Origin of the sequence: Faecalibacterium langellae, assembly GCF_002549775.1 — a bacterium.
GTDB lineage: Bacteria > Bacillota > Clostridia > Oscillospirales > Ruminococcaceae > Faecalibacterium > Faecalibacterium langellae.
Map to the genome: position 1 here is coordinate 372,424 of NZ_NMTR01000021.1, position 12,759 is coordinate 385,182.

Sequence of the window (12,759 nt, forward strand, 5' to 3'; positions counted from 1 at the left end):
TCATGGAAAAACTGAGAAATACCCTGAACAAGGTGCTCAACCTGCTGGCAGGCCTGAGCATGACCGTCATGGTGGTGCTGACCACCTATCAGGTCATCGTCCGTTACATCTTCAATTCGCCCTCCACCTGGTCGGAAGAACTGGTGGGCTATCTGTTCGGCTGGAGCACCATGCTGGGTGCCACCATCGTTTCCGGCGAGCGCGGCCACATGAACATCCCCGTGCTGGTGGACCGCTTCAACCCCACCATGCGCAAGGCCTTCCACATCTTTGCCGAGGTCATCGCCTTCATCTTCTCCGCCGCCATTCTGGTGTTCGGCGGCTTCCAGGTGTCCAAGCTGGCCATGGGCCAGCAGACATCCTCGCTGGGTGTGGCCGTGGGCGTGTTCTACTGGGTCATGCCCGTCTGCGGTGTGATCATCCTGATCTACTCCATCCTCAACATCATCGGCATTGCCAACGGCTCCATCAGTCTGGATACCCCGGAGGATGCAGACTTCGCCAAGGTGGAAGCTGAAATGGCTGCCGAAGCTGATAAAGATAACAAGGAGGACTAAGCTGTGGCAATTCAAGCATTACTCGTTATTCTGGCAGTCCTGCTGGTGCTGCTGTTCCTCGGTGTGCCTATCTCGTACGCCATTGCGGTTTCTTCTCTGACCGCTATCCTCTCGTCCATTGATCTGAACGTTGCCGTGCTTACCGCTGCCCAGCGCACCTTTGTGGGCATGAGCAAGTTCAGCCTGACCGCCATCCCGTTCTTCATCCTGGCGGGCAACATCATGAACCAGGGCGGCATTGCAAAGCGTCTGGTCGATTTCGTCATGGCCATTCTGGGCAAGCTGCCCGGCGCGCTGCTGGTGACCAACATCGGCACCAATGCCCTGTTCGGTGCCATCTCCGGTTCTGCTTCCGCCGCTGCCGCTGCCGTCGGTTCCATGATCCGCGACGGTGCCGAGGAGCAGGGCTATGACCCCGCCGTCACCGCCGCCACCAACGCGGCTTCCTCCTGCTCCGGCCTGCTGATCCCGCCGTCCAACGCCCTGATCACCTACTCGCTGGCTTCCGGCGGCACGTCTGTTGCTGCCCTGTTCATGGCTGGTTACATTCCCGGCATCATCTGGGCACTGTGCTGCTGCGTGGTGGGCGTGCTGCTGGCCATCAAGCTGGGCTATAAGGGCACACCGGGCAAGTTCGACTGGAAGAACCTGGGCGTGTGCACCCTGCGCGCCCTGCCCAGCCTTTCGCTGATCATCGTGGTCATCGGCGGCATCATCGGCGGCGTGTTCTCCGCCACCGAGGGCTCGGCCATTGCCGTTGTCTATGCTCTGGTGCTGGCCTTCTGCTACCGCTCCATCAACCTCAAGAGCCTGTGGAAGATCATTGTGGACTCTGCCAAGATGTCCGGCATGGTGGTCTTCCTGGTGGGCGTTTCCAACATTCTGGGCTGGGTCATGGCCTTCCTGCAGATCCCGGACGCTGTGGCGGCCGCTCTGCTGAGCCTGACCAGCAACAAGTACATCATCCTGCTCATCATGAACGTGATCCTGCTGGTGTCCGGCACCTTCATGGACGTGACCCCGGCTATCCTGATCTTCACCCCGCTGTTCCTGCCCATCTGCCAGAGCTTTGGCATGAGCACCATCCAGTTCGGTCTGATCCTCGTGTACAACCTGTGCATCGGCAACATCACCCCGCCCGTTGGCAACGCCCTGTTCGTCGGCATCAAGGTGGGCCGCACTTCGCTGTCCAAGGTCATGCCGTACATGCTCATGTACTATGTGGCCATCATCGGCGGCCTGCTGCTGGTCACCTTCATCCCCGCAGTGTCTATCGCACTGCCCCAGGCAATGGGCCTGATGTAAAACAGATATCATCCTTTTCTTCTCCGTGGGCGGTGCCTTGCAAAAGGCACCGCCCTTTTCCATACCGCTTGCACAAAGAAGGCAAAATGCGCTATACTACAAGGGCAAAGGGGGAGTGCATCATGCGCAGACGGACATTTCTGGCCGGGGCGGGCCTTGCAGCGCTGCAGCTGGCAGGCTGCGGCACCGCGCCGCAGACGGTGCCGGACTACGTGCTGACCTATGCCGACAACCAGCCCTCTGACTATCCAACCACCCAGGGCGCACAGTATTTCGCCGACCTTGTGCGGGAGCGCACCGGGGGCAAGGTGGTCATTCAGGTAAAGGCCGACGGCGAGTACGGCACCGAGCAGGAGGTATGGCAGCAGCTGGCCATCGGCGGGGTGGACTTTGCCCGGCTTTCGCTGTCCGTCCTCACCGACGATCTGCCCAAGCTGAATGTGCTGATGCTGCCCTACCTCTACCGGGATGCCGGCCATATGTGGCGGGTGCTGGACGGGGACATTGGCGAAGAATTTCTGCAGGCTTTCGCCGAGGGCGGCTGCGTGGGCCTGAGCTGGTACGACGCCGGGGCCCGGTCGTTCTATTCCCGCCAGCCCATCCGCAGCCTTGCGGACCTTGCGGGCAAGACGGTCCGCGTGCAGGATTCGCCGGTCATTCTGGAAATGATCCGGCTGCTGGGCGCGGTGCCGGAAACCACCGCCTACAGCGATGTCTATGCGGCGTTCCAGACGGGGCAGATCGACGCGGCCGAGAACAACTGGCCGGCCTACTACTCTATGGACCACTACAAGGTGGCGCGGTATTACACGCTGGACGAGCACAGCCGCGTGCCGGAGATCCAGCTGGCCAGCGACAGCACCTGGACGAAGCTGCCGACAGAGTACCGCGAAACGCTGCGGGAGTGCGCGCGGGAGTCAGCGCAGTATGAGCGCGGGCTCTGGGCGCAGGAGGAGACGGCGGCCCGCCAGAAGGCGCTGGACGCCGGCTGCCGCGAGATCACCCTCTCGGACGAAGAACTGGAGCGCTTCCGCACATTGGTGCAGCCGCTGTATGCACAGTTCTGCGCCGCCTATCTGCCGCTGGTGGAGGAGATCCAGCAGGAGTAAGCCGAAACTTACCCGGACGGGTCGATTTTTGTCCGCGGAGTAAAAACAGCTTTCTTGCAAAAGTAGATAAATTTCACGGGGCAGAAAGGCGGTTTTTTGTTGGCTGCGCGGAGATTTTTACAAATGCCCTTAATCATATTGACATAGTGGGGAATGGGGTGTAAACTACCAGCAATGGGCCGGAACGGCCCGGAACAAAAACTGCAGGGAGGAAACGGTCATGATGTGTTGTTGCGCAATGTGTTGTTGTTCTGCGAACGCTTCCCGGACCGGCTGCCTTGCAAACGGGCGTGCATTCTGAGCATGTCCCGCAGCGCTGCACAAAGGGTGCAGCCCGAAGGTCGTCAACTGCCTGGAAGCTTGCATAGGGCTTCCGGGCTTTTTGTTTTGGCCTTCGCAGTATCAGGATAACAAGGAGGGGGTCCGGCAATGGACTGGAATGCGATCCAGCAATATTTGCCGCTTTATCAGAAAGCCGCCGTGCTCACCCTGCGGCTGGGCGTCGCAGGCATCATCTTTGCCATCGTCATCGGCCTTGTGTGCGCGGTGATCCAGTATGACAAAATTCCCGTGCTGCGGCAGATCGTGGGGGTGTACATCCAGCTTTCCCGCAACACACCGCTGCTGGTGCAGCTGTTCTTCATCTACTACGGCCTGCCCAAGGTGGGCATCCGTACCAACGCCGAGCTCTGCGGCATCGCGGGTCTGGCCTTCCTGGGCGGCAGCTACATGGCCGAAGCATTCCGCAGCGGTCTGGAGGCCATTGAGCCGATCCAGACCGAAAGCGCCTACAGCCTGGGCATGGACCGCTGGCAGGCTATGCGGTACGTCATTCTGCCGCAGGCCATGTCCACCAGCATGCCGGCCTTCATGGCAAACGTCATCTTCCTGCTCAAGGAGACCAGCGTGTTCAGCGCGGTCAGCCTGATGGACCTGATGTTCACGGCCAAGGACCTCATCGGCATGTACTCCAAGACCATCGAGTGCCTGTTTTTGCTGGTGGTGTTCTACCTCATCATTCTGCTGCCGGTGTCCATCGTGGGCAGCCTGATCGAAAGGAGGCTGCGCTATGCTGGATTTGGGTCTTGACGTCCTGTTCAAGGGCAAAAACCTGGCCCGTCTGCTGGGAGGCCTGGGCGTGGCGCTCAAGATCAGTGCCACCTCGGTGCTCATCAGCCTGCCGCTGGGCATCCTGCTGGGCGTGCTGATGACCTTCCGCAGCCCCATCATCAAGGCGATTTTGCGGCTGTATCTGGAGTTTATCCGCATCATGCCGCAGATGGTGCTGCTGTTCCTCGTCTACTTCGGCACCACCCGCGCCTTTGGGTGGAACCTTTCCGGCGAGACGGCGTCGGTCATCGTGTTCGTGCTGTGGGGCACCGCCGAGATGAGCGACCTTGTGCGCGGTGCACTGATCGCCATCCCGAAGCACCAGTACGAAAGCGCTGAAGCGCTGGGCATGAGCCGCGCGCAGGCGTACTGGTACATCATCATCCCGCAGACGGTGCGCCGCCTGATCCCGCTGTCCATCAACCTGATCACCCGCATGATCAAGACCACCAGTCTGGTGCTGATGATCGGCGTGGTGGAGGTGATCAAGGTGGCTCAGCAGATCATCGAAGCCAACCGCACCGCCAGCCCCAACGCCGCTTTCGGCATTTATCTCACGGTTTTCGTGTTATATTTCTTTGCCTGCTGGCCCATCAGCCTGCTGGCAAGCTACCTCGAGAAGAAATGGAAGTGACCGCACATGGCAGAACCTATTTTGACTGTTGAACATCTGATCAAGGCTTATGGTGAGACCCCGGTGCTGGACGACATCAGCTTTGCCGTCAAGCCCGGCGAGGTCATCGTGGTGGTCGGCCCTTCCGGCTGCGGCAAGAGCACCCTGCTGCGCTGTCTGAATGGTCTGGAACCCACCCAGAGCGGCCGCGTCCGGCTGGGCAATGAAACGGTCGCCTACGGCGGCAAGAACCTGACCCAGCTGCGCCAGCGCATCGGCATGGTGTTCCAGAGCTACGAGCTGTTCCCGCACCTGACCGTGCTGGATAACATCCTGCTGGCCCCCACCAAGGTGCAGAAGCGCCCGAAGGACGAGGTGCAGAAGGAAGCCGAAGCCCTGCTGGACCGCGTGGGTCTGCTGGCCAAGAAAAACAGCTACCCCCGCGAGCTTTCCGGCGGCCAGAAGCAGCGCGTGGCCATCGTGCGCGCCCTGTGTATGCACCCGGAGATCCTGCTGTTTGACGAAGTGACCGCCGCCCTCGACCCCGAAATGGTGCGCGAGGTGCTGGACGTGATGCTGGACCTTGCCAAGCAGGGCCGCACCATGATCATCGTCACCCACGAGATGCAGTTCGCCCGCGCCATCGCCAACCGGGTCATCTTCCTGGACGGCGGCAAGATCGTGGAAGAAGCTGCCCCGGCGGACTTCTTCGACCACCCCAAGACCGAGCGCGCGCAGCGCTTCCTGCGCACCTTCACGTTTGATGCTGTGAAATGAGTCACAGATCATATAACGGCTCCGGGGGTTCCGGGGCCATGGGAAAGATTTTGTAAAGGAGAATCCATTATGAAACAGTCCAAAATTTCGCGTCGTTCCTTCCTGCTGGGCCTGGGTGCCGTGTCCGCTGCTGCCGCGCTGACCGCATGCGGCGGCTCCTCTGCTTCCACTGCAGCATCTGGCAGTGCTGCTTCCGGCAGCGGCGTCGTGTACCGCACCCTGGACGAGATCAAGGAGTCCGGCACCATCAATATCGGCGTCTTCTCCGATAAGAACCCGTTCGGCTATGTGGACGAGAACGGCGAGTATCAGGGCTATGACATCTACTTCGGCAACCGTCTGGGCGAAGACCTGGGCGTGGAGATCAACTACGTTTCCACCGAGGCTGCCAACCGCATCGAGTACCTGCAGACCGGCAAGGTGGATGTGATCCTGGCAAACTTCACCGTCACCCCCGAGCGTGCTGAGGAAGTGGACTTCGCTCTGCCCTACATGAACGTGGCCCTGGGCGTCATTTCTCCGGACGATGCCGTTGTCACCACGCTGGACAACTGGAACGCCGATGACCAGATGATCGTCATCTCCGGCACCACCGCCGAGACCTACCTGACCAAGGAGTATCCCGACATCCCGCTGCAGAAGTACGATTCCTACGCAACTGCAAAGAATGCACTGGAGAACCGCAACGGCGTGGCATGGGCCAACGACAACACCGAGGTCATCGCTTTTGCAAAGCAGAACCCCGGCTACACCGTGGGCATCCCCTCGCTGGGCAGCGCCGACACCATTGCTCCCGCTGTGAGCCAGGGCAACACCACCGTGCTGGATTGGCTGAACGAGGAGATCAAGGCACTGGGCGAGGAGAACTTCTTCCACAAGGACTATGAGGAGACTCTGGTGGACACCTACGGCCTGGACTACGAGGACGAGCTGGTCGTCGAGGGCGGCGTTGTGGGCGGCTCGGACGATGCCGCTTCCAGCGAGGCTGCTTCTTCCGAGGCTGCTTCCGCATCCGCAGCACAGTAAACCGGAAAATGGTTCAAGGGCAGGCAGGGGCAAAACCTTTGCCTGCCCTTTTTGTGCGCCCGATTGCACCCGGGGCACGAACGTGCTATACTGGAAGAAAAAACGACAGGGAGGGACAACGCATGAAATTGACATCCGCAGGCGCAAATAAAATGATCAAAGCATGGAACGAAGACCTGGAGGGGCTGCTGAAAAAAGAAGAAGCGGAAAGCAGAACGACCTATGGAATCAATGAGGAACCGCTGCCCGCAAACTACGACTTTGCTCGGATGCAGCAGCAGATGGATGCGCTGAACCAGAAGATCGCTGTGCTGCGTCATGCAGTGAACGTGTTTAATACCACCACTGTGTTGGAGGGATTTGGGTTTACCATCGACGAGGCACTGGTGCGCATGGCAATGCTGACAAAAAAGAAGCAGCGTCTGGCACGGATGAAGCAGGTGCCGTCGCTGGTGCGCACATCCCCCGGCTATGGCAGCAACACTCCGGAAATGACCTGCCGCAACTACGATGCAGAACAGGTGGAACAGGAGTACCGCCGTGTCAGTGATCAGCTGACGGCTTTGCAGCTGACGCTGGACCGCGCCAATCTGCTTTTGGAATTTGAAGTGGAGCTGGAGGGGTGACCGTGATATTCCGGGGTGAATGCGTTTTTATTTGAATCTGGGAGAGCCATAAGGTTCTGGTACAAGGTTACAAATTTGGGTTGTTTTGTTATTTGATCAAGGTTATGGATAAGGTTAAGGCTTTGATAAAATGCAGCAATGCAATCGCGCGTGCATCTAAAAGCCTCCGTATCGGCTTTTGTCGGTACGGGCGGGGAGGCACGGTTTCAGCCGCATCTAAGAGCAACAGGGCAGGCAGAGGCAAAACCTTTGCCTGCCCTTTTTGTGCGCCCGATTGCACCCGGGGCACGAACGTGCTATACTGGAAGAAAAAACGACAGCTGTCGTGTAAAAGCGAGGGAACCACCAATGAAGCGAGCCTACATCAACGGCATTCTGCTGGACGGCACCCAGCATATGGAACCCCAGGCCCACAAGGTGCTGCTGTGCGAGGACGGCACCATCACCGCGCTGGCGGACGAGGGCACCGATCTGGACGGGTATGAGGTCATCGACCTGCACGGCAATTATGTGATGCCGGGCCTCATCAACCTGCATGTGCACCTGGCGGGCAACGGCAAGCCCAGCGCAAAGCCCCGCGACAATGCAGCGCTGGTGCGCAAGATCCTGAGCAATGCCCTGACCCGGGCGGTGGCCTACCGGCTGGTGTGCAGCTATGCAAAGCTGGAACTGCTGGGCGGCGTGACCACCATCCGCACCGTGGGCGGCATCGCAGATTTTGACACCCGCTGCCGGGACGATGCCGCAGCCGGCAAGCTGCTGGCACCCCGCATCCTTGCCGCCAACGAGGGCATCTCGGTGCCGGGCGGCCACATGGCAGGCTCGGTGGCCGTGGCAGCCCATAACAACGCCGAAGCACTGGCCCAGCTGAAAAAGGCCAGCGGCCAGAAAGTGGACCTTGTCAAGCTGATGATCACCGGCGGCGTGCTGGACGCCACCGAGAAGGGCACCCCCGGCGAGCTGAAAATGCCGCCGGAAATGGTCAAGGCCGTCTGCGACGAGGCCCACAAGCTGGGCTATCCCGTGGCGGCGCACACCGAATCGCCCGAGGGCGTGAAGGTGGCGCTGGAAAACGGCGTGGATTCCATTGAGCACGGCGCAAAAATGGACGAAGAAACGGTGAAATTGTACAAGGAGCGCGGCGCATTCGTGTGCACCACCATCTCTCCGGCGCTGCCCTATGCGCTGTTCGATACGGCCGTCTCCGGCGCATCGGAAAAAGACCAGTACAACGGCAAGATCGTCTTTGACGGTGTGGTGGAAAGCGCCAAGACCGCCCTTGCCAACGGCATTCCGGTGGGCCTGGGCAACGATGTGGGCTGCCCCTACATCACCCAGTACGACTTCTGGCGGGAGCTGTGCTATTTCCACAAGTACTGCGGCGTGAGCAACCAGTTTGCCCTCTACACCGCCACCCTGCGCAACGCCCAGCTGGCCGGGGTGGGGGACATCACCGGTTCCATTGAGCCGGGCAAGAGCGCCGATTTCATCGTGACGAAGCGCAATCCGCTGGAAGACTTGCGTGCCCTGCAGCATCTGGAGCTGGTGGTCTGCCGCGGCCATGTGGTGAAAAAACCGAACCCCAAGCGCAACAAGACGGTGGACGAATTGCTGGACCCGTATCTGGAATAAAAACACAGAAAAAGCCGCTTGCAAGCGTTTGGTTTGCAGGCGGCTTTTGCTTCCGAATATAGAAAGCTCGCCCTTCGGGAGAGCTGCTGAGCGCAGCGAAGCGGAGAGAACTTCTCACATGCTTGCCATCACGGCCATGATGCTCTGCCAGCTTTTGTTCCGGGCGGCAGGCACGGCAGAACGGCTGCGGCGGGCAGGCGCACTGGTACTGGCCGAAGCGGCCGCGTTCATGGCGGTCAGGGGCACCGTCGGGTGAAAGAACACGGCGGTGTCACCGGCCAGCCACTGGGCCGCAAGGCGCGCTGCCTGCGGGTCTGCCTGCAGGGTGCGGCGCTCAGCACCGGCCAGAAAATCGGCCAGCCAATAGAGGATGGCTGCCAGCGGCAGGCTGGGTGCGGCGTCCTGGCTCCAATAGGTCCAGCGGGCACCGGTGCCCACAAAGCTTTCCACGGTGATCTGGGCCCCGGTGCGGGCATCCTGCGGGATGCGGCCCCGGTAATTGACACCGGCACACTGCTGCAGCTCAGAAAGGATGCGCTGGGTGCGGGCCAGGTCCAGCCGGTCCTCGCGGCAGTAGGCGCGGAAATCCGTCTCGTCGATGAGACCGTTGGCGCTGGCGGGGAAGCGGCCCACCAGCTGGCCGTCGGCGTTGTGGCACAGCTGCCAGCCTTTGCGGAACAGCTGGAAGCTCAGGCAGCGGCGGCCCATGGTGGAGTAGCACAGGATGGAGGTGCTCTCGCCGGGCAGCTGTTTGAGCTCCAGGCAGGCATCGTTGCCGCAGGTGTCCTGCAGCTTTACCGTTAAAAGCAGCTGGGCACCGGGGTGCTGGGCTGACATGGCGTTGTGCATGGCATCAAAATAACGGTTGGCATCCATGAGCGGTTCCTCCCTAAAAATGAGATACAGCGGTTCGTTGTATAACGGACGGGCGCTGCGTGAGACGACCCGGTGCACGACAGGCGGCTTACGCAGGAATGTTTTATTGACTGAACATAGTATAGCACATCTCACAACAAAAAACAACTATAAGTTTGTCAAAATTCGAAAAAATTCTGCAAACCGGGGCGGAACGGCTCGAAATATGGTTGTTGAAACATGCGCGCGGTTGTATTTGAACGCAAAACGCCCGCAGACGGAACGGCAAAACCGCTCGCCTGCGGGCGCTATTCTAATAAGGTATCATCAGTCACCCAGTTCACGGATCTCGTTCTGGATCAGCCGTCCGGCGGCGCGGGCCAGCTGGTCCATGCCGCGAATGCGGGCCATGTTCTTGCCGTAAATTTGTGCGGCGGCACCGGCAGAGCTGTCCTCCCCCATGAACACGGCCGAGACCCGGATGCCCATGCGCTGCAGCGCGCGCACCTGCGCGGCGGTGTCGGCCACACCGGCGGCGTCCTCATAGCCGCAGCCGAGGGGATTTTCTGCACTGGGCGGGATGCGGCGGCTGTCGTTGGGGGAAGCATCCGTCAGCACGATGAGCAGGTGCCGCGGCGCCGGCCCGGGCGCAAACTGCAAAAGGTCGCCTGCCGCGCGCAGGGCAAGGCCGTCGCGGTTCCAGCCGGAGGCAAAGTAACGGTTGATGTTCTGCAGGTTTTTGTCTGCAAAGCCCTTGAGCACCCGCAGCACGGTGTAGCCCCGCAGGCTGCTGAAGCTGGACACCCGCACCGGGATGCCGCAGGCCGCAAGGCTTTGGGCCAAGATGCTGCCCTGCGCAGCGATGACCTCCTGACAATGCAGGCGGGAGGCCGATGCATCCAGCAGAAGGTCCACGGTGAAGGCGGGCTGGTTTTCTTCTTCCGCGCACAAAAACACCCGGTCGTCGTTCAGCAGCGGGGCCCGCCAGATGCGCCCGGCGTTTAAGTTGCCGCTGCGGGCCACGCGGGCGTTGGGCTGCTGGTGCACGAGGATGCAGTTGCGAATTTGCTCCGTCAGCCGCAGCACGACGCTGCGGTGCAGTTCCCGGTTTTTGGCGTAATAGGCGCGGTTGCGGTCGGCCTGCAGCTCGGCCTGTTCGGCCAGATGCCTTGCCTCCGGCGTGGGGGCCTGCTCCGGGCTGGGCACACCGGCGCTGAACCACAAATGGCAGCCCAGATGGTCGCCCACGCACAGCTCCTGCTCGGCCTTGCGCAGCCGTTCCGGCGGGTAAATGGAGCGGCCAAAGCAGCTCTCGATGTAGGCGCGGTCCTGCGCGGCGTTTTGCTTTAAGGTGATGTGGGCTTTGCGCTTGTCCACGGCCAGCCCGCCGCCGGCGGCGTCCACAGAATTGGAGTGCTCCACGGTCACCCGGTCAGTCTTGATCATCTGGGTGGGCATGGCCTTGGTGGCAAGCTTTGCCAGCAGGCCGTCCAGGTGCAGATGCAGGGCCGCTTTCTGGTGCACGGTGCCGTCGAATAAGTTGAATTTTGCGTAGACGGCCAAAATCTCGGCCTTCAGCTGTTCCGGTTCGGGTGCGCTTTCGGGGGCAAGGGCCGCCGCAAGGCCGGACTCATAAGGCGTCATCACCGGGTCGGCACGGCCCAGCACACGCCGCCAGCGCGCCGCCTGCATGGTGTAGACCAGCTGGTTTTTCGCCATCCATTCCTGCCGCGAAAGCTTGTACTGGATGGCAAAAAAGTAGTCCGCATGGGCATGGCGCAGTGCTTCCAGCACCGGGCGGCGGGGCAGTTCCAGCCGGTAAGCCGCGTTTTCCAGGTACAGCCAGGTCATGTCGTCCAGCATGGTCTGCCGCATGTCGCCGTCCCATGCATCAAAGATGCTGCGGATGAGCGCATCTCCGTAATATTTGTGGATGAGCCCCACGACGGTATTCATGTAAAAATCGGTGGTGCCGTCGGTGTAGCGGGCGAGGAACAGCGGCTCAAAGCCATAGGCTCCTGCAGCAGCCCAGACCTGATTGGCCGCGCGCCGCTCCTGGGCGGTGTAGCTCTGGGCTTCCATCAGCCGAACAGCTTTCCGGCATCCAGCTTTGCCGGGATGCGCGCTGCGATGACGTCCCGGATCAGGCCCTGCTCGTAGGAATCAAAGGCCTTGTTGGTGATGCCCATATCCAGCGCCGCGCCCGCCGGGATGCCGCGCCGGATGAGCCGCAGGGCGTCCAGCATACCGCGCAGGTCCAGCGCTTTTGTGGAAATTTCCGCGCTGTCGCACTTTTTCTGCAGGTCGAGGAACAGCAGCGCGAACTGGTGCACATATTTCGCCGTCAGGTCCGGGAACTGGGCCCGCAGCAGCTTTTCCAGATTATCCTGGGTGATGGTGGGCATCTGGATGACCACAAAGCGGGAGGTGAGGGCCTCGTTCAGCTCCCGGGTGCCGGCGTAGCCGTAGTTCATGGTGGCGATGAAGCGGGTCTCCTCCGCCAGCGGGATGCGGTCGTAGCCGGGCACGTCGATGGCGCGGCGGAAGTCCAGCACCGCGTGCAGCACGGCCAGCGCTTCGTTTTTGGCCATGTTGATCTCGTCCAGCACGCCGAAGCCGCCGCACTGGGCACAGCGGTACACCGGGCCGGGGCGGAACACCACCTGCCCGCCTGCGAACGTGTCCATGCCAATGAGGGACGCCGCGTCCATGTTCACATGGAACGAGATGTCCCACGCGGGGCGGCCAAAGGCAGCGGAAAGGTTCTCGGCCAGCACATTTTTGCCGGTGGCCTTGCCGCCCGCCAGCAGCAGGTTTTCGCCGCAGAGCAGGGCCGCCAGCGCCTGCTCCCACACCTCTTTGCCGTAGTAGGTGAAGGCAGGGGAAGGGATGCGCGGGCGCAGTTCGGCGGCCAGCGGGTGGGCGGCGCGGTACTGCTGCACCGCTTCCAGCAGGGCAGGGTCAACGCCCTCCTGCCGCAGAGTCTCAAGGAGATCAGACATTTGTACAAACACCTCGATTTTGCCGGTCGGTTTCACATCACTGACCGGCTGTTCAAGCTTATCATAGCACAATCCGGGGCGTTTGTGTAGGGGGCGGGGGAGCAAAGAAACGGAAAATAAAAACCCCGGAGGGCGATGGGGCTCTCC

General features: G+C 61.0%; 12 protein-coding genes. 9 read left to right on the forward strand and 3 right to left on the reverse strand.

Annotation, left to right across the window (positions count from 1 at the left end; genetic code table 11):
- The first annotated feature begins 2 nt into the window (after positions 1-2).
- From CGS49_RS10270 to CGS49_RS10310, 9 genes are all read left to right on the forward strand, one after another.
- The gene (locus CGS49_RS10270) at positions 3-557 is read left to right on the forward strand and encodes a TRAP transporter small permease (RefSeq protein WP_097801737.1); all 555 of its coding nucleotides are present in this window, start codon (positions 3-5) and stop codon (positions 555-557) included.
- A 3-nt stretch (positions 558-560) separates the two neighbouring features.
- Positions 561-1,862 (forward strand): TRAP transporter large permease, encoded by a 1,302-nt coding sequence (locus CGS49_RS10275; protein ID WP_097801738.1) that lies wholly within the window; start codon positions 561-563, stop codon positions 1,860-1,862.
- A 122-nt stretch (positions 1,863-1,984) separates the two neighbouring features.
- Positions 1,985-2,971, forward strand: a complete 987-nt coding sequence (locus CGS49_RS10280; RefSeq protein WP_097801739.1) for a TRAP transporter substrate-binding protein — start codon at positions 1,985-1,987, stop codon at positions 2,969-2,971.
- A gap of 429 nt (positions 2,972-3,400) precedes the next feature.
- Positions 3,401-4,060 (forward strand): amino acid ABC transporter permease, encoded by a 660-nt coding sequence (locus CGS49_RS10285; RefSeq protein ID WP_097801740.1) that lies wholly within the window; start codon positions 3,401-3,403, stop codon positions 4,058-4,060.
- Positions 4,041-4,715 carry an amino acid ABC transporter permease gene (locus tag CGS49_RS10290; protein WP_097801741.1) on the forward strand — a complete coding sequence of 225 codons (675 nt, stop codon included), beginning with the start codon at positions 4,041-4,043 and terminating at the stop codon, positions 4,713-4,715. The genes CGS49_RS10285 and CGS49_RS10290 overlap by 20 nt, the downstream gene beginning before the upstream one ends.
- Before the next feature lie 6 nt (positions 4,716-4,721).
- Entirely contained in the window at positions 4,722-5,471 is a 750-nt protein-coding gene (locus CGS49_RS10295; RefSeq protein WP_097801742.1) for an amino acid ABC transporter ATP-binding protein, read from the forward strand.
- 69 nt (positions 5,472-5,540) lie between these two features.
- On the forward strand, positions 5,541-6,497 hold the full coding sequence (locus tag CGS49_RS10300; RefSeq protein ID WP_097801743.1) for a transporter substrate-binding domain-containing protein: 957 nt from the start codon (positions 5,541-5,543) through the stop codon (positions 6,495-6,497).
- Between the two features lie 122 nt (positions 6,498-6,619).
- On the forward strand, positions 6,620-7,123 hold the full coding sequence (locus CGS49_RS10305; RefSeq protein WP_097801744.1) for a hypothetical protein: 504 nt from the start codon (positions 6,620-6,622) through the stop codon (positions 7,121-7,123).
- 348 nt (positions 7,124-7,471) lie between these two features.
- The gene (locus CGS49_RS10310) at positions 7,472-8,755 is read left to right on the forward strand and encodes an amidohydrolase family protein (RefSeq protein WP_097801745.1); all 1,284 of its coding nucleotides are present in this window, start codon (positions 7,472-7,474) and stop codon (positions 8,753-8,755) included.
- Between the two features lie 114 nt (positions 8,756-8,869).
- Here the strand turns inward: CGS49_RS10310 and CGS49_RS10315 are convergent, their stop codons facing one another.
- The 3 genes from CGS49_RS10315 to CGS49_RS10325 all read right to left on the reverse strand — a co-directional run bounded on the left by CGS49_RS10315 (position 8,870) and on the right by CGS49_RS10325 (position 12,612).
- Complete coding sequence (locus CGS49_RS10315; protein ID WP_097801746.1) at positions 8,870-9,631, reverse strand: hypothetical protein; 762 nt, start codon at positions 9,629-9,631, stop codon at positions 8,870-8,872.
- A 306-nt stretch (positions 9,632-9,937) separates the two neighbouring features.
- On the reverse strand, positions 9,938-11,692 hold the full coding sequence (locus CGS49_RS10320; protein ID WP_097801747.1) for a vWA domain-containing protein: 1,755 nt from the start codon (positions 11,690-11,692) through the stop codon (positions 9,938-9,940).
- Positions 11,692-12,612 carry an AAA family ATPase gene (locus tag CGS49_RS10325; RefSeq protein WP_097801748.1) on the reverse strand — a complete coding sequence of 307 codons (921 nt, stop codon included), beginning with the start codon at positions 12,610-12,612 and terminating at the stop codon, positions 11,692-11,694. Before CGS49_RS10325 ends, CGS49_RS10320 begins: the two co-directional genes overlap by 1 nt.
- Positions 12,613-12,759: the final 147 nt, after the last annotated feature.